The organism is Bacillus sp. S71, assembly GCF_016625265.1.
GTDB lineage: Bacteria > Bacillota > Bacilli > Bacillales > Bacillaceae_G > Bacillus_A > Bacillus_A cereus.
Window position 1 is genome coordinate 205959 of sequence record NZ_JACVUW010000006.1, and the last position, 21046, is coordinate 227004.

The following is a 21046-nucleotide window of genomic DNA, read 5'->3' on the forward strand; positions in this document are numbered from 1 at the left end:
ATATTATACCAATTTTCCGAATGAAACGCATATGTCGATTTCAAGCCTCACAAAATAATACATGTTAGGTTTTCTGACATTATGTATATAATTTTCTGAATTTTTAGTTGATTTTTAGTTTAATTTCGAATATGATATGAAACATAACAAAATGATGTTATTTTTTCTAACATTACAGGAGGGGAAATCATGAATATGGGAGATACGGTTTTTATGTTTGTGACGACAGTAATGGTCATGTTGATGACACCAGGATTGGCACTTTTTTATGGAGGTATGGTTCGCAGCAAAAATGTACTCAGTACAACGATGCATAGTTATAGCGCAATGGCTATCGTTTCGATTCAATGGATTGTTATCGGCTATTCTTTATCATTCGGACCAGATTGGCACGGGATTATCGGTACACTTGATTGGTTCGGGCTAAACGGAGTTACCTACGCACCAAATCCAGACTACTCATCTACTATTCCTCACAATTTATTCATGATGTTTCAACTCATGTTCGCCATTTTAACTCCAGCTTTAATTTCAGGTGCATTTGCTGAAAGAATGCGATTTTCTGCCTTTCTTATTTTTATCCTTTTATGGACAACGATTGTTTACAATCCTGTCGCTCATTGGGTATGGGGCGTCGGCGGGTGGCTAAGGGAACTTGGGGCACTAGACTTCGCTGGCGGAAACGTCGTTCACATCACTTCCGGAGTTGCTGGTCTTGTATTAGCTATTTTCCTTGGAAAACGAAAAAACATAAATGGTTCTTCTCCTCACCATTTGCCATTTACAATGTTAGGCGCAGGCTTATTATGGTTTGGCTGGTTCGGTTTTAACGTCGGCAGCGCATTATCCTTAAACGACGTAGCTTTAACTGCATTTATTAATACAAATATAGCCGCTGCTGCCTCCGCTCTAACTTGGATGCTTTCTGAATGGTTCTTCCAATCAAAACCGACTGCGATGGGAGCTGCTTGCGGAGTTGTTGCTGGTCTAGTCGCTATTACACCAGCTTGCGGGTTCGTTACACCTTTCTCCGCTCTTCTTATCGGAGCAATTGGTGGTATATTATGCTTTGGCGCCGTTTTCTTCTTAAAAACAAAATTCGGGTATGACGATACACTTGATGCCTTTGGATGCCACGGCATCGGAGGAACTTGGGGCGGTATTGCAACAGGACTATTTGCAACTACTACCGTAAACGGGGATGGTGCGAACGGATTGTTTTATGGAAACGCCACTTTACTGTTTAAACAACTGGTAGCAATTGGAGCAACATATGCATTCACAATAATAATGACTTATGCCATTATTAAAGCGATTAACTTCTTCCTCCCTGTTCGGGTAGATGAGCACGAGGAACATATGGGACTTGATATTTCGATGCATGGTGAGAAAGCTTATGAGTATACTGAGCGAGTGAACTAAAAAAGAGATGCAATCTATTAGTAATAGATTGCATCCCTTTTTTTTGCGCACGAGGTAACATACCCCACCTAGTATAAATGTAAATATATCAACGGTTTTTTAGATATATCAACGATTTTTCAAATATATCGATTGTTTCTTTCAATATATCAACGTTTCGAAACAAGATATCGATTTACCAACAAATTCCGACATAACGAAACTGAAGAATACCCGCGTGTAACTTTACACATAAAAAAGACGACCGTTTCATAACAGTCGTCTTTTCCTATTTATTTCGGAGCATTTCCTACATATTGCGTAATATCAACATTTAATGCCTGCGCTAAACGCATACCGTATTCTTGATCTGCACGGAAGAAGTTACAAACAGCTAATAATTTTGTGCGTTCATTTACGTCTTTTAGATCATTTGTTAAGTTTGCAATTAAGTTATCTTGCTCTTCTTTAGAGAATGAACGGTAACGCTCACCTGCTTGTTTGAAGTCATTTGGTTTCTCGATTTTTTCACGAGATACATAGCCTTCTACTTTCATAGTTGAATCGCGGTAAGCTGAGTCTTCAACTGGATTCTCTGCATGACGGCTCGGTTCGTAGTTGATTGTAGATGGGTTTTGATTCACTTGCATCGCACCATCACGTTGTTGATTATGAACAGCTGCGTATGGGCAGTTTACAGGAATTTGTAAGTAATTTGCACCAAGACGATAACGCTGTGTATCTGGGTAAGAGAATAAACGACCTTGTAATAATTTATCTTCCGATGGCTCAATACCATTTACAGTTGCACTTGGAGAGAACGCTACTTGTTCTACTTCTGCAAAGAAGTTTTTCGGATTACGATTTAACGTCATTGTCCCTACTTCCATTAATGGGAAGCGATCTTCTGGCCACACTTTCGTTGGATCTAGTGGATCAAAGTCTAAAGAGTCCATTTCATCTAATTGCATAACTTGTACGTGTAAATCCCATTTCGGGTGATTTCCTTTTTCGATTGCGTCGAACAAGTCACGAGTTGCATGATTGAAGTCTTTCCCTTGTACTTCTTGCACTTCTTTCGCATTTAAGTTACGTACACCTTGCTGTGGTTTCCAGTGGTATTTAATATAAACAATTTTACCTTCTTCATTAATCCATTTAAATGAATGGACGCCGAAACCTTCCATTTCACGATAACTTGCTGGTGTACCGTAATCAGAAAATACCCATGTCATCATGTGTGTAGATTCTGGAGTTAACGTCATGAAATCCCAGTAACGATCTGGCGTTTGAATATTCGTATCAGGTGCTGGTTTTAAAGAATGTACCATATCAGGGAATTTAATTGCATCACGAATGAAGAAAACCGGTAAATGATTACCTACGATATCGTAGTTTCCTTCTTCTGTATAAAATTTAACAGCGAACCCACGTGGGTCACGTGCTGTTTCAGGAGAACCTTGACCATGAATAACCGTTGAAAAACGAACAAATACAGGCGTTTCAGTTCCTTCATTTTGTAAAAATGCCGCTTTCGTATATTGCTTCATACTATTTTTCGTTACGAATACACCGTGAGCACCTGCACCACGTGCATGCACAACACGCTCCGGAATACGTTCACGATCAAAGTGCGCAAGTTTTTCTACTAAATGATAGTCTTCTAATAATACTGGTCCACGACGACCAGCTGTACGAGAATTTTGGTTATCTCCAACTGGAGCACCTTGGTTTGTTGTTAAGCGATTATTTGGATTCATCTAGGGGGATCCTCCTCTTTCTTTCATAGTAATTATTATTTATTTAAAATTATTATAAACTAATTATTATTCAAAACTAAATCTTTGTCAACTATTTCCTTCACTTTTTTGGAAACAATTTCAGCCAAACAGTCGATAAATGCTGATTGTGCATTCGGCATATTTGGTCTAAAATATTTGGCATTTAATTCATCAGTTACAACTTTACATTCATAATCGTTGTCATATAAAACTTCTAAATGCTCCGCTACAAAACCAACTGGGCAATATATGAAAGATTCGTACCCATGCTCTTCATATAAATCTTTCGTTAAATCTTGCACATCTGGACCAATCCATGGATCGGGAGTATTCCCAGCACTTTGCCAACCAATTGTATAGTTTTGAATATTTGCAGCTTCTGCAATTAAATCTGCCGTATACTTTAGTTGTTCTACATATGGGTCTCCTGCTGCAATAATCTTTTCTGGCAAACTATGCGCTGAGAAAATTACGACTGCTTTCTCTTTATCATCAATTTCTGTAAACGTTTCTTTTATTTGGTCTGCCCAATACGAAATAAACTTCGGCTCATCGTACCATTGTTCAATTGGTTCAATAACAGGACCACCGATTTCTTTTGAAAGACGAATAGCACGGTCATTATACGCTTTAATGCTAAATGTAGAATAGTGCGGCGCTAATACGATACTAATCGCCTGCTCAATTCCATCTCGCTTCATTTCCTCTACAGCATCTTCTATAAATGGCGCAGTATGTTTTAAACCTAAGTAACAAGTAAATTCATACTCTGTAAATATGTTATTCATTGAATCTGTTAATTTATGCGCCTGCTCTTTCGTAATTTTTGCAAGCGGCGAAATTCCACCAATCGCTTTATAGCGCCCAATTAAATCTTCAAGCGCTTCTTCTGACGGCTTACGCCCGTGACGGATATGTGTATAATATGCCTCTACATCGTCTAATGATTCTGGTGTTCCATACGCCATTACGAGTAAACCTATTTTTTTCTTTGTCATCTATATAACACCTCAATTTTATAAATGAGAATCCTTTTCAGAACGTTTGTTTCCAATTATAACAAGCAATAATAAATACGTCAAAATAATAATTCTAATTAAGTATTATTTATAAGGTGATTTTGAATTTTATATGACAATTTATTTAATAAAAAGCGACTTACATAAGTGTAAGCCGCTTTTCCCTTATTCCTTAATATTTACCCCATATTCTTTAAACCAAACGTGAATTTGTGCTAAATGAGCTAAAAGCTGTGGCCCAGTCATCAATTGACCAAACCATGGTGTTTGAAATGCACTGCCACCAGACTGAATTAATCCGTTCAACTGCTCTTTATCAAACAATTCGTGTAAAATTGAACCTTTATCCGTTAATAGATTTTGAAGCCATACTGTTACTGCTTTTGTATAGTGTGGATTGTGCGTTTTCGGATAAGGGCTCTTCTTTCTATATAAGATGTCATGTGGAAGTACATCTTCTAACGCTTTACGTAATAGACCTTTTTCGCGGTTTTTATACATTTTCATTTCCCAAGGAATATTCCACGCATATTCGACAAGGCGATGATCTGCAAATGGAACACGTACTTCTAAACTTGCCCCCATACTCATGCGGTCTTTTCTGTCTAATAATGTTGTCATAAACCATACCATATTTAAATAAAATAATTGGCGTCTTTTTGCTTCTAGCGGACTTTCTCCCTCTAAAATAGGAACTTCTTGAATCGACTCTTCATAGCGCCTTTGTACATATTGTTGTAAATTTAATTTATTTCTCCATTCTTTCTTTAGCAGTTGTTCACGTGCTTCTGTAGAGCGCATCCACGGAAAGGCACTCGATTGTAAATCATCTTCTCTATAAAACCACGGATATCCACCAAATATTTCATCTGCACATTCCCCAGATAAACCGACGACAAAATCTTGTTTAATTTCGCGGCAAAACCATAATAATGACGAATCGATATCTGCCATACCAGGCAAATCACGAACGAGTACTGCTTCAGTTAAATACTCTGCTAATTTTTCATTCGAAATGACGCAGCGATGATGGGTTGTTTGAAATGTCTCAGTCATTAAATTAATAAACGGAGCATCTGAATTTGGCTGGAACGCATTCGCTTTAAAGTATTTGTCATTATCTTCGTAATCAATAGAATACGTGTGTAATTGCCCTTTTCCTGATCTCTCGTATTCTTTCGCTGCGATAGCTGTAATAGCGCTCGAATCTACACCACCTGATAAAAAAGTACATAGTGGCACATCAGAAACAAGCTGTCTTGTAATGGCATCTTGTAATAAAAAGCGCGTTTTCTCTACTGTTTCTTCAAAAGAGTCTTCATGTTTTTTACTTTCTACATTCCAATATCTCCATATACATAAACCGTTCTTTGAAAATGTCATCGCATGACCTGGACGTAATTCTTTTATACCAGCATAAATACCATGGCCAGGCGTTCTTGACGGTCCGAGGCCGAATATTTCGGATAACCCTTCTAACGTTACTTCCGCCTTCACATCTGGATGAGCCAGTATCGCTTTTAACTCTGAACCAAATAGTAATCGCCCACTATCATATTTATAAAATAGAGGTTTTACACCTAGTCGATCTCGCGCAATAAATACTTGTTCTTTCTGTTCATCCCATACAGCAAACGCATATATACCGTTTAAATGATCGACACATTCTTCTTTCCATTCAATATAAGAAGCTAATAATACTTCTGTATCAGAATGACCTTTGAATGTATATCCTCTTCTTAATAATTCCTTTCGAATGTCTTCTGTGTTATAAAGTTCACCGTTATAGCAAATGGCGTAATTCGTTTCATCTTTTAAACAAGTCATCGGCTGTTTACCGCCCTCAGGATCCACAACGATTAACCGCTTATGCCCAAATGCGACATTTCCTTTAATCCAAACTTTATTATCATCCGGCCCCCGTTTCGCTAACGTCTCAGCCATCTTCGTAACGACATCTCTTTCTCCTTCTAATGAGCGTTTATAATCCACCCATCCTGTAATCCCGCACATATAAATCATCCTTCCATCTTATTTCTTTTCTTGAACGTGCAGTAATCCCCACCCTAAGAGTGCGGATCAAAAAAATGAAAAACTTGACGATAACCTACTATCCACATATGGAATAGCATTTTCACTCAGTAAAACGTGTTTTATTGTATGCCCACCTATGTCTATATGTGTCTAGTTATAAAGAATGCACGAACTGTCTATAACAGGAATAACTACTTTTCATAAAGGAGAAATCGTGTATGATACAACGTAAACATATTTTATATAATCAGCCCCGTGCTCATACAGTCGGTAATGTAGAATATATAAACAATGAGTGGGTATTCTTTGATGATGAAAATGATGAAGCGTTTTTATTAGAAGATATTGCCGAAGATGGGTTTGAAATTTTGTATAATAACAATTGGCTACCAGCCCGTTTCTATGAACAAGATGTATTACAAATCGCCAACGAGCAACACCATTTGCAAAATGGTGAAATGATACGTATTCGAAAAAAGTTACTTCTTAGCTATAATGAATGGCTGGAGGAATTACCTGACTCTGTCTTCACATTATTAACCGAATCATTGCAATCACTTCACTACTCTTTATATGATTGCATGTATTGTCATAATTATTTATCTTTCTTACCGCAAGAGGAGTCACGCGAAGGAGTAAATATTCTTTTGTTTGATAACGAAGAAATGATCTGTACACTGCAGCACCATTTCGTCCGTCACACTACGTCAAATAAAAATATGTTCCGTTTTACGAAAGTAAATGGAGAAGAGTTGCATATCGATGCGATATAAAGTGAAACTTTAATCAGCGGGGGAGCCCACTGATTATTAGCCTTCACCAATCTGATGTTTACGGGATAAAGTAAAAAACCACCTTATAATCTCCCAAGTCTTTGAGATTATAAGGTGGCTTTATTTTTTATTAGAATACTTTCCAGCCAATCGGTAATTTCAGCCCAAGGTAAAATACTGCTACTAGCGCAACAATAAATAAGCCCCAAACCGCCCCTGTTGGTTTGTTTTTGCTCATTTTCACAAGAACCATTTCCATTCCACCGATAACTAAAATACCAGCTAACATTTTTAAGCCATACCACATGTGCATGCTACCTGTTGCTGTCTTCACAATACTCATGTACAACATGAAGCCTGTCACAATAATAATGATATACATTAGGCGAAGCCCCATATGTACACCTTTCCCTTTTCTTCCTGCTGAATAAAGTGAATACGCAACGAAGAATAAAATTAAACCTAACGCCCATGCTGTAATATGCATATGTACCATCGTATCCCTTACCTCCTCTTTTCACACTTTTTCACTCTATATGATAACATGTTCATTTATTTTCAGGAAATGTTTCGCTTTTTTACATTTAAATGCTATAATATTTAGAGTATTTACAAACTTCTTGTAATAACAAAAGGGGGAACAATCATGATTCAAACTAAGGATATTATCGAACTTACAGACACATATGGAGCAAATAACTATCACCCACTTCCAATCGTTATTTCTAAAGCAGAAGGTGTTTGGGTAGAAGATCCTGAAGGAAACCGCTATATGGACTTATTAAGTGCATATTCTGCAGTAAACCAAGGTCATCGTCACCCGAAAATTATTAACGCTTTAATTGACCAAGCTAATCGTGTTACGTTAACTTCTCGTGCTTTCCATAGCGATCAATTAGGTCCTTGGTACGAAAAAGTTGCGAAACTAACTAATAAAGAAATGGTACTTCCAATGAATACAGGTGCTGAAGCTGTTGAAACTGCAATTAAAACAGTTCGTCGCTGGGCTTATGATGTGAAGAAAGTAGAAGCAAACCGTGCTGAAATCATCGTTTGTGAAGATAACTTCCACGGACGTACAATGGGTTCTGTTTCTATGTCTTCAAATGAAGAGTACAAGCGTGGATTTGGTCCAATGCTTCCTGGCATCATTGTAATTCCTTACGGTGATTTAGAAGCATTAAAAGCCGCAATTACACCAAACACAGCAGCATTCATTTTAGAGCCAATTCAAGGTGAAGCAGGAATTAACATCCCACCAGCTGGTTACTTAAAAGAAGCTCTTGAAGTATGTAAAAAAGAAAACGTTTTATTCGTAGCAGATGAAATCCAAACAGGCTTAGGCCGTACTGGTAAAGTATTCGCTTGTGACTGGGACGATGTAACTCCTGACATGTACATACTTGGTAAAGCACTTGGCGGCGGTGTGTTCCCGATCTCTTGTGTTGCAGCAAACCGCGACATTTTAGGTGTATTTGAGCCAGGTTCTCATGGTTCTACATTCGGCGGTAACCCACTTGCATGTGCTGTTTCTATCGCAGCTCTTGAAGTTTTAGAAGAAGAAAAATTAACAGAGCGTTCTCTTCAATTAGGAGAAAAATTAGTTGGGCAATTAAAAGAAATTGATAACCCAATGATCACTGAAGTTCGCGGTAAAGGTTTATTCATCGGTATCGAATTAAACGAGCCAGCTCGTCCTTACTGTGAACAACTAAAAGCAGCTGGTCTACTATGTAAAGAAACACACGAAAACGTAATTCGTATCGCACCACCTCTAGTAATCTCTGAAGAAGATTTAGAGTGGGCATTCCAAAAAATTAAAGCTGTATTATCGTAATAATAGAGAGGTTGTCCAACATGTTGGGACAACCTCTTTCTTTTTATATTGATTTATACTAAAATTAAATTGTAATTTTCTGTATTTTAAATTCATAAAGGAGGTGCGATATGCTACTAAGATATGGTAAACATATTAACTATTTAGCTACAGCGTTTATTTTAGTTACATTCTTTAGTTTCCTACTTTCCACAACATGGCTTCATTACTCAACTCCTACTACACTCACACTACTGAAAGCATCATTTTGGACTGCTGTTATTCTTACTATTATTGGATTTGGACGAGAAAAAAGCGCACTTGCGGTTATATTATTTGGCATTTGTACACTTGCATTAATTGGTCTTTACACTTTTGCCGTTATCGATTATCTCTATAATCCGAGACCATAGAAAAGAGCTATCTTTATACAAGATAGCTCTTTTCTCATTTCACTACATTTCGCAAAGTACCAATTCTTTCCACTGTAATGACCACTTCATCACCAGCATGTAAAAACTTCGGTGGTGTAAAACCTTTTCCGACACCAGCCGGCGTTCCTGTTGCGATAATATCGCCTGGTTCTAAAGTCATTCCTTTGCTTATCGTTGAAATAATTTCTTCTATTGAAAAAATCATTTTATTTGTGTTGGAAGTTTGCCTTACTTCTCCATTTACTACCGTTTCAATGTGTAATGCATTCGGCGTTTCAACCACCGATTTATGAATTAAATAAGGTCCCATCGGACAAAATGTATCGAAGCTTTTCCCAAGGAAAAACTGTTTATGTTTTCTTTGAATGTCTCGAGCTGTTACATCATTTATAATCGTATAACCAAAAACATGCTCAAGCGCTTTTTCTTTTTTAATTTGCTTCCCTCGCTTACCAATAATGATAGCTAGTTCTCCTTCGTAATCTAGTTCGTCCGTTGCGTGAGGGTGACCATTAATTTGCTCATTTATCCCAATAACTGTTGTTGGTGCTTTCGTAAAGATCATTATATTTTCTGGAATAGACTCTACTCCGCCCATTTCTACCGCATGCTCACGATAGTTTTTTCCAACGCACAAAATATTCTTTCTTGGCCTTGGAATCGGCGCTAATATTTTCACCTCTGTTAACGGATAATACGCCGCTTCCCCGTTCTCTTTTGCCCAATTTACAATTTCACATACTTTCTCAAAACATTCAGTCCCTCTTTCAATACACTCTAACATTGTAATAGGGATTGTAACCTTTTCCCCTTTTTGTCTTTGCGCTTCTCTTAAGTGTAATACCTTTTCTTCTTCTTCATCCACAATACCTACAAATACCTTTTCTTCTTTCTTCGCCGTTACAAAACGCAATATTTCCACTCTCCATCCTAAAACTCATACCCTTTAATTGTATTCGCATCCGCAAGAAAAAAACCTTCTCATGCACGCTAATTTTTACAATATTCTTCTCGCATCTTATTCGTTACTTATTCATTATTTAGCATAAAATGTAGAAATTTTACTTTTTTTAGCGAAGGCATTTCTTTTTTATGATTTTTTTGTATAATATGTACTACATATATACTAAAAATTTCATTTAGAGATGGAGCCGATTTCAATGTTTGAGCAAGCTATTGAAAAAAAACGTGAAAAAATGATCTATTTTGCTGAACGCTATGGAATGACTTCTCAAAGAACAGTGGATTGTAGCCAAGAACTGGACAGGCTCTTAAATGTAATTTGTCATGTACATACGGATTTACACCCTACTCAAACGTTCAACACACACACGCAATAACGCGTGTGTTTCTTTTATTTCAAAAAAACACACATTTTATTGGAAACGCCCATACAATAGTAGAAAAGAAAATTTTAAAAACGAAGGGTGTTTTGTATGCCAGCTATGGTCGGACATATTCGTATCGTCAATATTGGATCAAGTGGTATTTTTCATATTGGAGATGTATTTGCGATTAGGCCTATTAGTTACTCACGTGCTTTCGCCGGGGCCGGTTCTTTCAACGTTGGAGATAATGTTTCTGTCTACAATTATCAAAGTGCAACGACTGTCAACGATTCAGATGTAATCGATCAAGCGATAATTGGCTCAACTTAAAGGAGGCAATTGAATTGAATTTTTATGTAAATCAAAGTATCATCATCAACAGTATTAAAATTGATAGCATCACAACCTCTTCTGTATTCCAAATTGGTACTGCCGGAAGTATTAAAGCCCTATCTAAATTTTCAAATACAGGCGGATTTACGGAGCCACTTCGCCCATTACAGGCAAAAGGACAAATTATTTCTATCAAACCATCAACTAGTTCTTCTTAAGACATCCTTGTCATAAATATATAGCAGGAATATTTTTACCCTCCCTATTGAAAAGGAGGTTTCACAAATGAATCAAGATATATATACTTACTTACACCAACTTCAACAAGCTCTTCAAACACAACAAGCAGCCATCCTGAATTTAGAAGATCAAGTGCGACAACTCCAAGAAGAGCTTAACGAATTAAAAAATCGCCCCTCCTCTTCTGTAGGAAAAGTGGAATACAAATTCGATCAATTAAAAGTCGAAAACTTAAATGGTACTTTAAATATTGGTTTAAATCCATTTTCAGCAAAAGGACAACAAATTGAAGATTTTCAAGTGGATACAGAAACATTGAAGGTAAATCCTGAAACCGAAACAAACCCAGACTTTTATCAAGGTATCCTTCAAGAAATGCATCGATACTTAGATGAAGAAGCATATAATCGTATTCTACATTTTGAACAAGAAGAGAGAACACCGCTTGATGAAATGTATCGACAAATGATGGTGGATGACATAAAAAAACAGATGGAGCATCGACTCCCTTATTATTTATCACAAGTTCAATCATATGAAGGTATTTCAACAGATCCAGATTATTTACGAGATATCATTATTCAGGCAATGAAACAAGATATTGACAAAGCCTTTCTCTCCTTTATTCAGCACATACCGGGAAATTTCCGAAAGGAGTAAGTATGTATGAACCTTAACGTTGTAAACCGTGAGTTAAAAGTCGGACAGATTAAAATGAACGGTGTATCATCGTCCGCACTCTTTTTAATTGGAGATGCAAATCTCCTCATTCTATCTTCTATTCTCGATACACCATTTGAAACAGTTACAGAGGGTCCATTTGTACCATTAGTAACAGATGTCCCTCCTACTCCAGGTTAAGGAGACTGAGAAATTATGTTGCATCATGTGTCCATTGTCCAAAATGTTTCTATTATTTCTTTAGGGATTACTGCCGTATTGCAAGTTGGAGATGCAAACCAAATGGAATTAAAAAGTAGAGCTCTTGCCGTCCACCGTGAAATTCCTTGTTATATAAGGGGAGAAGGTCGTTTTGATGCTTTTGAAATCTTTACAGATGAACACATTACAATTCCAAAACGAACGACAGATGTAAAATTAAATATTGTAAATGAATGCCCTTTTATTGAAGTTAATAACGTTGAATTACGGACACTTTTAAATTCTGGTTGCTTTCAAATTGGAAATGTTGATTATGTTTTTAATAACTCTCGTATTATGCAAATCCGCCAATATATTACAGATGAACCTTCCGCACAATAATTCATATAGTAATTAAAAAGCTTAGTAAAGTAGGTGGATGGTATGCCTTCGGTTGTAGGAAATCTCGTCGTTCAAAACAGTAACGGCTCTTTCAACTTAGGAGATTTTTATAACGTGTCTCCGAAAGAAAACACGAAAGCCTATAACGGATCTGGAGCTTCCAATGTTGGGTTTGTTGTGAATACTTTTAGCGGTGTTAGTGCAACAAATACATTTGATTCTGATGTGGCGGATCAAGATCAGATTGGAACAGCGTAAAAAAAGTAGGAGATATTCTCCTACTTTTTTCTTTTATCTAATTCAAATTATTAGAATGAAATTTTAATCAGCAAGAGCTTTACTGTTCACAAATAGTAGTATAAACAAGTAAGTAGTGAAGAGGCACTATTTCATTTTATTTAAATGATAATCCGCTCTCCTCCAAAGCTTGTCTAAGCTTCGGCAAAGACGCAGGTCCCATACCATGCAGTTTTAAAATTTCTTTTTCACTATATTTTGAGAGTTCTTCTACAGTTTGAATTCCATGGTGTTCTAATGCCCTTCTTGCTGGCGCTGAAAGAAGAGAGAGAAAACCTTCTTTTGGTTTCCTCTCTTTCTCACAGGTTGGGCAAGTTGGACAATCGCTACTTTTATAGTACTCGTGTCCCTGTTCACAAGTTTTTAACGTTGTCATTTTTTATAGCCCCTTTCTGTCGTCTATCCTTCAATATTTACAACGTGATTCCCATCAAAGAAGTATAAACATTTCTCTTTGACAGGATGTTGTAAGCTTTTCTCGAGTGCTTTTGCATATAACGAAAGTTGCACTTTATATCGATCTTCTAAAATTGGTTTTGCTTGTTGGAATCCGCCTGGGAATTTCCCTTCAATCGTATCTGTTTTGAAGTCGATTAACGTAATGCCATCTTCCTCTTCAATCATGCAGTCGATAACCCCTTGGACAAGAATCGTTTCTTCACTCTTCCCTTGCCAATCTTGATATGCTTCTTCTGCTGCAAGCATCATCGTAAATGGTACTTCACGCTCTACACTTTTTGCCGCTAATACCCTTTTACCTAAGTCACTGTCAAAGAATGAAATTACTTTTTCAATTGCTATTTCTTCCGCCTGCTCGAATGTTAATAATTCCTTATTTACCATTCCTGCGATTTGTTCTTGTAGCGTTTCGGCCGTAATCGGTTTCTTCAAATCTACATGCTGCATAACGGCATGGACTGCTGTTCCACGCTCTGCGTACGTTAACCCTTTTTTCTCCATAAAGCGCGGACGTGTTTTAATTGGTGCACGTAGTTTTTTAATAAAGGCGTTATCGCTACCTTCTTCAGATTGATAATTTCTCTTTATTTCTGTAACAGATTGCTTCGCACGATGAGATGTCGCATCCTCATATCCGTACTTCCACATTAATCTGTCGTACACTTCTTCTTTCCGTTCACTTTGCAGGGGAACAGCCTTTTTCTCACGAAGCGCTTCTAACAATTCTTGTTTCTCTTCTTGAACTGGCTCTGGTGCAAGTAGCGTGTTACCGTCCACAACTTCTACTTTCCAGCTAGTGTCATACCCGTAAATTTCATCCGGAATGCTTCCTTGTCCTAATTCAAGAAGCATTTCACTATCACGATGTCTATATAATGAAGGTGCAATCCAGTCTAAATAACAAGACGCTCCGGCACGTATGTGATCTGGTAATAACCATTCATTATGTTCCCTCGCATCAAGCCATTTTTCCATTTCCTTATTTGCATCTTTAACTGTTCCGATTAAAATTAACTTCTCTTTCGCACGCGTTAACGCTACATATAATACACGCATTTCTTCCGCGATTAATTCCATTTTCATTTTGCGTTTAATTGCAAGTTGCGATAATGTCGTATATTTAATTCGTTTACGCGGATCGATAAATTGTGAACCGAAACCGAAATCTTTATGCAGTAAGAAACGCTTCATTAAGTCTTGTGTATTAAAACGACGACCGAGTCCAGCTACAAATACGACCGGGAACTCTAGCCCTTTACTTTTATGAATCGTCATAATTCGAACGACGTCTTCTTGTTCACCGAGAGCTCTTGCCGTACCCATATCATCACCGCGTTCTAAAATACGTTCAATAAAACGCAAGAAGCGGAATAATCCTCTAAATGATGTTGCTTCATATTGTCTTGCGCGGTCATATAGTACGCGTAAGTTTGCTTGTCTTTGCTTTCCTGCTGGTAAACCGCCAACGAAGTCGTAATAACCTGTCTCACCGTACACTTTCCAAATTAAATCAGAAAGGGATTGTTGACGGGCAAATTCACGCCATCCTTGAAGTAAATTATAAAACCACTCTAATTTATCATGAAGTTCTTGCTCTTCTTCAAGCGGTGCTCCTTTTAAGAACGAGCTCATTACTTCATAAAATGACCCTTTCTTCCCATGAGCACGAAGCGTCGCAAGGTCTTCATCATTTAGTCCCACAATCGGTGAACGAAGTACAGCTGCAAGCGGGATATCTTGCATCGGATTATCAATAACGCGGAATACGTTCATCATAATATTTACTTCTGTCGCTTCAAAATAACCAGTCGCAAGGTCAGCATATACTGGAATTCCTTGCAATTTTAACTCTTCCATAATTTGCGGCGCCCACGGCATCGAGCGGAGTAAAATAACGAAATCACGGTATTGTACAGGGCGCATACTATCCGTTTTACGATCATACACTTCATAACCGGAATCAACCATCGCTTTAATACGCTGCGCCATAAGACGAGCTTCTAGCTGTGCTTTTTCGACTTCTGCACCTTCTTCACCGTCTATTACTTCTTCTTCCGTTTGCTGAATACATAATAGCTCTGCCGCTACATCTTCACCTTCTGGATAGCTAGCACCTAGCTTTAATTCAGCGTCAGCATCGTAATCGATTTCCCCAACTTCTTCGCCCATAATTTGTTTGAAGATGAAGTTCGTTCCTGCTAGCACTTCATGACGACTACGGAAATTTTTCGCTAAGTCAATCTTCATTCCGCCGCCCGATCCTTCTTGCGTAAAGCGTTTATACTTTCCTAGGAATAAGCCTGGTTCGGCTAGTCGGAAACGATAAATTGACTGCTTTACGTCTCCAACCATGAACAAGTTTCCTTCACTCTCAGAATCTTTCGTTACGAATTTAATAATGGATTCCTGTACAAAGTTCGTATCTTGATATTCATCGACTAACACTTCAGCAAATTTATTACGATATTGAAGCGCTACTGCTGAAGGATTCATTTCACCATTTTCACTTTGTTCACTTAAAATTTGTAAACAGAAATGCTCTAAATCTGTGAAATCGACCATTCCTTTGTCTCGCTTCATCGCTTGGAAACGTTCTGTAAATACTTTTACAAGTTGAACAAGCTTTTCTAATACTGGGTGCATATCTTGAAAATCTCGTAAGAAACTTTCAGGTTTGCGGCTAAATAACTCTTCCTGTAATTTCTTCACTTCATCTTTCGCTTTATTACGAAGAGAGTCTACTTGTTTTACAACCTCTTCATTGTAATCACTTTTCTTAATACGCTTTAACGTTTGCCACGATACGTTTTGCATTGCTTCATACAAACTTGTCCACGACTCACGAGCAGCTGATGATAGCGTTCCAAGTAAAGCTACATCTGCTTGCAGGGTTTCAATGCGAGGCGCTGGACCGTCAGGAAGCATTGCGAGTTCAGTTGCCTTACGAATATGCTGTTCCGCTGTTTCAAGCTGGAATTTCACATCTTCTAATAAATAAGAAGCATATACTAAATCCTCAATTGTCTTTCCTTCTACGTCATATGCTTCTACTAATTTATCAAGCCATTTTTCCGGATTTGGATGCGCTCTTGATTCTGTATGAAGCGCTAAAATCATACGTTGTAAGTCATCATCACTACGGTCACTCGTATAACGATCAACGAGTTCAAAGAATATCGTATTATCTTCGATGCCATACTCTTCTTCTAATATGTCATCTAGCACTTCTTCTTTTAACAATTCATTTTCTGTTTGATTCGCAATACGGAAACGAGGATCAACATCAAGCATGTAGTAATATCCTCTAATTACTTGTAAACAGAATGAGTGAATTGTTGAAATGGAAGCTTTATTTAATAGGCTCAGCTGCTTTCTTACGTGTTGAGAGCCTGGTTCATCAATTAATACCTTTTCTAACGCTTCTCCGATTCGGTTTTTCATCTCTTGTGCTGCTGCATTCGTAAATGTTACAACGAGCAGGCGGTCGACATCGACTGGGTTCTCTTCATTAATAATCTTTTTAATAATACGTTCAACTAATACTGCTGTTTTACCTGATCCAGCTGCAGCCGCAACTAAAATATCACGTCCGTTCGCTACAACAGCTTTCCACTGGTCATCTGTCCATTGACTACCTTCTGGTTTTTTAGGCCAATTTTCTATCATTCTCCGCCAACCTCCTCTCTTATTTTCTCCATCGCTTCGCTATCTTTCATATCTTTTAGCGATCGGAACTGATTATCTTCAAGTGACTCATCAAATTGACAAACAGATTTGAAGTTACAGAACGTACATGCTGCTTTATTTCCCATTTTATAAGGAGCAATATCGATAACACCTTCTGTAATATCTTTTCCGATATTTTCAAACGTATGGTGTACATATTTTTGCAGTACGTTAAACTCTTGCTCACTTGCAATACTTGAACGCGCACTAAAGCTTCCGTCTTTTTTCAGGCCAGCAGAAATAATATCTGAGCTTCCTGTTGAAAGTTTGTTATCCATTAAACGAACAACGTCAGCATCTCCTAATACGAGTCCTTTCATTTTAAATTTCTTTAAAATTTCTTTTTCAATTTCAGCTTCAGATGCGTCACCTTTCATCTCAACGATTGGGTTATGAATATGGAAATACAATACACCAGCTGGTGATGCTGCGTGGCCTTTTTTCATCCACGTCTGTGCATTCGAAGTAACAACATCTAAATACGTTAACATTTGAAGTGCTAATCCGTAATACACTTCCGTTAAATCTAACGCTTTTGAACTTGATTTATAATCAATAATACGTAAGAACGTCCCGTTTTCATCTTCTGCCTTATCAACACGGTCAATACGGCCGACTACTTCCATCTTTACACCATTTGGTAATGAGAATTCCATCGGCGGAAGTGACCCTGTACCTCCCATACCGAACGGCACCTCTAAATCAACTGGTACGAATCCGCTTGACTTCGCATGTTCACGAAGAATGATTGACGTACGGAAAATGATTTGTTGTAGTTTTTGTTTTAAATAGAAATGACGGTTTGAGCTTAATAAAATTTGTCGTTGTAATAACGGCGCAATTTCTTCTATTACTAAAACAGAAAGATGCTCACACTCTTTTATAGATAAATCCGCCCAAGTACGGTTTTCACGCAATAACTTGTCCGCAATTTTCTTTAATGCCGCATGGAATAATTCGCCGATGTCTGGCGCATCAAGCTTGAAAATATCACGCTCTCTAAGCGATAAACCGTGCTGCGCAAAATGAGCGTATGCACAACGATTAAATAGTTCCATACGAGAGACGCTTCCTTTAATTATATCTCCGTATAAATCTCTACTTACTGCTGTACTTAGTTTCTTCGCACGATTTCGGTAGAATAAACTTGATAGGACGCGGCTACTTTTTTGTTTCCATTCATCTGAAGTTACGTAGAAATTATATACGTCCCACCAAAAGTCTAAATTCCCTTCAAATCCGTATCGCTTCCACGTTTGTAGTTGCTGCATAACGTAAGATAACGTTACTTCTGGCGTTGCTACATATGAAATTTGTTCTGAACGTGATAAATCATTTACGTCATTCGTAATAAATGAATCTTTCACATTAGGGAACATTCTTTTTATTTTCTTAATAAAGCTAGACGCAAGTAACGTCTTTCCTTCTTCATCTGCAAGCGGGCATGAAATGTATAACTTCTCAGATGCTCTCGTTACCATTTGATACATAACGAACTGTTCTTCTAACAAAGTTTGTCTCGTCGTTGGCGCTAATTCAATCCCTGCCGCACCAAGAACTTCTCTTTCCTCATCAGAAAGCATACCTTCATCCATAGGTGCTGCTGGAATGACACCCTCATTTACACCTATAATAAACGTTGCTCTCACATCAGATAATCTGGAGTGATCAATATTAGCAATTAACACTTGGTCTAATGAAGGCGGAATGTTAGCAAATTGAAGTGCCTCAAGACCTGTCGACATAACGTCAGTAAACATAGAAAGAGACATTTTCTCTTCCCCAAGCATCTCTACAAATGTATCAAGAAGGTTCATTACTTCTTCCCATACTTGTTCATGATCTGTCGCAAATAAGAAATCTCCACTTTCTTCTGCACGTATACGTAATTCTTCTAGTTTCTTCGGAACATCCAGTTCTTCTAAAAACAAGTAAACTGCTTCACACATTTGCATAACTGTTCCTGCACGCTTTAACCTTTTTTGCATGCGAATAACAGGTGTTCTTACAACGTCACGTAGCCTATTTATTTTCTCTTCCATTTCACGTTCACTGTCTGTAATCATCCCGTTCGTATCATCAAGAGAACGATAACGGCGATACATCCATGGATCTTCAGCAGTCCATCTCTTTCCTTGTACACCGTACGCTAAACAGTAATTTTCAAATTCATCCATTTCTTCACGCATCGCTTCTTTTCTTACGTCTAATGGATATAAAAGCTCTGTTTTCACGCAACGGAACACCGCATCATAACGCCAATTCCCACTAATAATCTCGAGTGCAGAACGAATACATTCTACCAATGGGTGGTGTGACATCGGGCGCTTTTCATCGATGAAGTGCGGGATATTGTAATCTGTAAATAACGTTCGCATCACATCGTAATAACTTTCCCCATTACGAAGAAGCACTGCAATATCTCGGTAACGATATTTTTCGTCCGCAACAAGTTTACGAATTTCACGAGCAACACCTTCTACCTCCGCTCGTAAATTCGCAGCTGTACTAATCGTTACACTCGCTTCACCGTTAAATTTTTCATTCGGACGCGCTTCATAATGAGCTTCTAAATGCGCTAATGCCGGAGAATGAAAACGCGGCTGTTCCATAAGTGGAATTGTTTTTTCAATTTCTATTTTCTCTTCACGCGCTACTTGTTTTATTTTTTCATACGTTAACGTCGTTTCATAAAATAAATCGAGTTCATTTACTGGCTGTGCTAACGTTTTTTCATCTATCGTTAACGTGATCGTAACTCTCGCTCCGCAAATCATAAGCTGTCTTACAATCTCTAACTCTTGCGGGGAGAATGAATGAAATCCATCTATATAAATTTCCGCACCATTTACATATTCAGACTGCGGAAGCTTTTCCACTAGCAATTGCAGGTAGTCTTCTGAATCTAAGTATTTTCCAATTAAAGCACGTTCAAAATCATCGTATAGTAACTGTAAATCATACACTTTATTCGCTAGTAACTTTTGTTCGGCACTGCTACTATGCGCATCTAATTGTTGCCACATTTCATATACGTTAGATGGCGTTACATTGTAACGTTTAAACTCTGCAATCATACTGCCAAGATGTTCAAAGAAACCATTTTGCTCCGCTGCTTTTTGGAACACCGATAATCCATCTTTACGAGACTCTACAATTTTACGGAGTAACATATGTACACCAGCTTCATCAATATGAAGACGACTCGCTCCGCCAACTTCTTGCAGCACCTTCCACGCTAATCGTGAAAAACTAAAAACTTGTGCCCGAATAGAACCTCTTACATCCTCACTTCCAATTAACGCCTGCTGCGTCTGGAATGTCATCTGTTCTGGCACAAGATATAATATTGTTTTCCCTCTCGGGCGCTGTTTTAACTCTTCTTGCACTTCACGTAAACAAAGTGTACTTTTTCCACTTCCCGCTCTACCAATCACAAATCGAAGTGACATGTAACCCCACCTTTCACTTACATAACGAACGTTAGTTTGCTACTATAATTGTATTATAGTACACGAAAAAAGACAAACTGAGTTGTTTGTCTTTTCTATACTTCTACTTCATTATATCAACCTTTTGAAAAATTCGTTTGTACCTCTTGAATTGGCCAATATCGCAAATCAACTTTACCGACGACTGTATCAGCTTTTACAAAGCCAAAGTGTCTACTATCCCAGCTCCCGAGCCGGTTATCACCTACTACAAAAATAAACCCGGGTGGCACCAGCTTTTCTTTCGTTAACTCTTCTAATGTAAAGTCGCCTGTTAGTTGCCTTCCATTTATCTCTTTCTTATACTTCTCTAGATACGGCTCATCAATAAATTGTCCATTTATATATAACTTATCATGCTTATATTCAATATGATCTCCAGGTAAACCGATAATTCGCTTTACATAGTCCTCTTTTTTATTCGCATGAAACACCACAACATCAAATCTGTTCAAGTCCCCAACTTGATAACTCACCTTATTTACAACGAGCATATTGCCATCTTGCAATGTCGGCATCATTGACTTCCCCTCTACAACATACGTTGAAAAGAAAAACGTTCGAAAAAATACAGCTAATAATACACCAATTAAAATTGTTCGTATCCACTCTATGCCTTCTTTTTTCAAAGTTTTCTTCATCTGCTTCTCC

Annotated in this window: 20 protein-coding genes; 11 read left to right on the top strand and 9 right to left on the bottom strand. The window is 37.8% G+C overall.

The window, feature by feature from the left end:
• The first annotated feature begins 189 nt into the window (after positions 1–189).
• Positions 190–1422, top strand: coding sequence for an ammonium transporter (locus tag IBT51_RS16195; RefSeq protein WP_088024995.1), 1233 nt, complete (start codon positions 190–192; stop codon positions 1420–1422).
• A gap of 272 nt (positions 1423–1694) precedes the next feature.
• Here the strand turns inward: IBT51_RS16195 and katB are convergent, their stop codons facing one another.
• The 3 genes from katB to asnB all read right to left on the bottom strand — a co-directional run bounded on the left by katB (position 1695) and on the right by asnB (position 6214).
• Positions 1695–3161, bottom strand: a complete 1467-nt coding sequence (gene katB / locus IBT51_RS16200; RefSeq protein WP_089170596.1) for a catalase KatB — start codon at positions 3159–3161, stop codon at positions 1695–1697.
• A 59-nt stretch (positions 3162–3220) separates the two neighbouring features.
• Positions 3221–4180: a ferrochelatase gene (gene hemH, locus IBT51_RS16205; RefSeq protein ID WP_069355203.1), complete on the bottom strand. Its 960-nt coding sequence runs from the start codon at positions 4178–4180 to the stop codon at positions 3221–3223.
• 186 nt (positions 4181–4366) lie between these two features.
• Entirely contained in the window at positions 4367–6214 is a 1848-nt protein-coding gene (asnB, locus tag IBT51_RS16210) for an asparagine synthase (glutamine-hydrolyzing) (protein ID WP_000333991.1), read from the bottom strand.
• Between the two features lie 239 nt (positions 6215–6453).
• Between asnB and IBT51_RS16215 the strand changes: the two genes are divergently transcribed.
• Positions 6454–7008: a DUF2777 domain-containing protein gene (locus tag IBT51_RS16215; protein WP_000616045.1), complete on the top strand. Its 555-nt coding sequence runs from the start codon at positions 6454–6456 to the stop codon at positions 7006–7008.
• 130 nt (positions 7009–7138) lie between these two features.
• On the opposite strand, the gene IBT51_RS16220 is transcribed toward IBT51_RS16215, so the two are convergent.
• On the bottom strand, positions 7139–7504 hold the full coding sequence (locus IBT51_RS16220; RefSeq protein WP_000233494.1) for a YisL family protein: 366 nt from the start codon (positions 7502–7504) through the stop codon (positions 7139–7141).
• A 150-nt stretch (positions 7505–7654) separates the two neighbouring features.
• Between IBT51_RS16220 and rocD the strand changes: the two genes are divergently transcribed.
• On the top strand, positions 7655–8845 hold the full coding sequence (rocD, locus tag IBT51_RS16225) for an ornithine aminotransferase (RefSeq protein WP_097903944.1): 1191 nt from the start codon (positions 7655–7657) through the stop codon (positions 8843–8845).
• A gap of 110 nt (positions 8846–8955) precedes the next feature.
• Positions 8956–9237 carry a hypothetical protein gene (locus IBT51_RS16230; protein WP_000926859.1) on the top strand — a complete coding sequence of 94 codons (282 nt, stop codon included), beginning with the start codon at positions 8956–8958 and terminating at the stop codon, positions 9235–9237.
• Positions 9238–9271: 34 nt separating this feature from the next.
• On the opposite strand, the gene IBT51_RS16235 is transcribed toward IBT51_RS16230, so the two are convergent.
• Positions 9272–10171, bottom strand: coding sequence for a fumarylacetoacetate hydrolase family protein (locus IBT51_RS16235; protein WP_053565035.1), 900 nt, complete (start codon positions 10169–10171; stop codon positions 9272–9274).
• 247 nt (positions 10172–10418) lie between these two features.
• Here IBT51_RS16235 and IBT51_RS16240 point away from each other — a divergent pair, with 247 nt between their 5' ends.
• The 7 genes from IBT51_RS16240 to gerPF all read left to right on the top strand — a co-directional run bounded on the left by IBT51_RS16240 (position 10419) and on the right by gerPF (position 12680).
• Complete coding sequence (locus tag IBT51_RS16240) at positions 10419–10598, top strand: aspartyl-phosphate phosphatase Spo0E family protein (protein WP_000462857.1); 180 nt, start codon at positions 10419–10421, stop codon at positions 10596–10598.
• Positions 10599–10694: 96 nt separating this feature from the next.
• On the top strand, positions 10695–10916 hold the full coding sequence (gene gerPA / locus IBT51_RS16245; RefSeq protein ID WP_001111187.1) for a spore germination protein GerPA: 222 nt from the start codon (positions 10695–10697) through the stop codon (positions 10914–10916).
• A 14-nt stretch (positions 10917–10930) separates the two neighbouring features.
• Positions 10931–11137: a spore germination protein GerPB gene (gerPB, locus tag IBT51_RS16250; protein WP_001012508.1), complete on the top strand. Its 207-nt coding sequence runs from the start codon at positions 10931–10933 to the stop codon at positions 11135–11137.
• Positions 11138–11204: 67 nt separating this feature from the next.
• A complete protein-coding gene (gene gerPC, locus IBT51_RS16255; RefSeq protein ID WP_001070761.1) occupies positions 11205–11819 on the top strand; it encodes a spore germination protein GerPC in 615 nt (204 codons plus the stop codon).
• 6 nt (positions 11820–11825) lie between these two features.
• On the top strand, positions 11826–12020 hold the full coding sequence (gene gerPD, locus IBT51_RS16260) for a spore germination protein GerPD (RefSeq protein WP_001052807.1): 195 nt from the start codon (positions 11826–11828) through the stop codon (positions 12018–12020).
• A 15-nt stretch (positions 12021–12035) separates the two neighbouring features.
• On the top strand, positions 12036–12422 hold the full coding sequence (locus tag IBT51_RS16265) for a spore germination protein GerPE (protein ID WP_000902329.1): 387 nt from the start codon (positions 12036–12038) through the stop codon (positions 12420–12422).
• A 42-nt stretch (positions 12423–12464) separates the two neighbouring features.
• On the top strand, positions 12465–12680 hold the full coding sequence (gerPF, locus tag IBT51_RS16270; protein WP_001141570.1) for a spore germination protein GerPF: 216 nt from the start codon (positions 12465–12467) through the stop codon (positions 12678–12680).
• A gap of 136 nt (positions 12681–12816) precedes the next feature.
• Here gerPF and IBT51_RS16275 read toward each other — a convergent pair whose 3' ends face one another.
• From IBT51_RS16275 to lepB, 4 genes are all read right to left on the bottom strand, one after another.
• Positions 12817–13095, bottom strand: coding sequence for an RNA polymerase alpha subunit C-terminal domain-containing protein (locus IBT51_RS16275; RefSeq protein ID WP_053565036.1), 279 nt, complete (start codon positions 13093–13095; stop codon positions 12817–12819).
• A gap of 23 nt (positions 13096–13118) precedes the next feature.
• The gene (gene addA, locus IBT51_RS16280) at positions 13119–16844 is read right to left on the bottom strand and encodes a helicase-exonuclease AddAB subunit AddA (protein ID WP_053565037.1); all 3726 of its coding nucleotides are present in this window, start codon (positions 16842–16844) and stop codon (positions 13119–13121) included.
• A complete protein-coding gene (addB, locus tag IBT51_RS16285) occupies positions 16841–20356 on the bottom strand; it encodes a helicase-exonuclease AddAB subunit AddB (RefSeq protein ID WP_053565038.1) in 3516 nt (1171 codons plus the stop codon). Before addB ends, addA begins: the two co-directional genes overlap by 4 nt.
• 116 nt (positions 20357–20472) lie before the next feature.
• Positions 20473–21036 (bottom strand): signal peptidase I, encoded by a 564-nt coding sequence (gene lepB, locus IBT51_RS16290; RefSeq protein WP_000751897.1) that lies wholly within the window; start codon positions 21034–21036, stop codon positions 20473–20475.
• Positions 21037–21046: the final 10 nt, after the last annotated feature.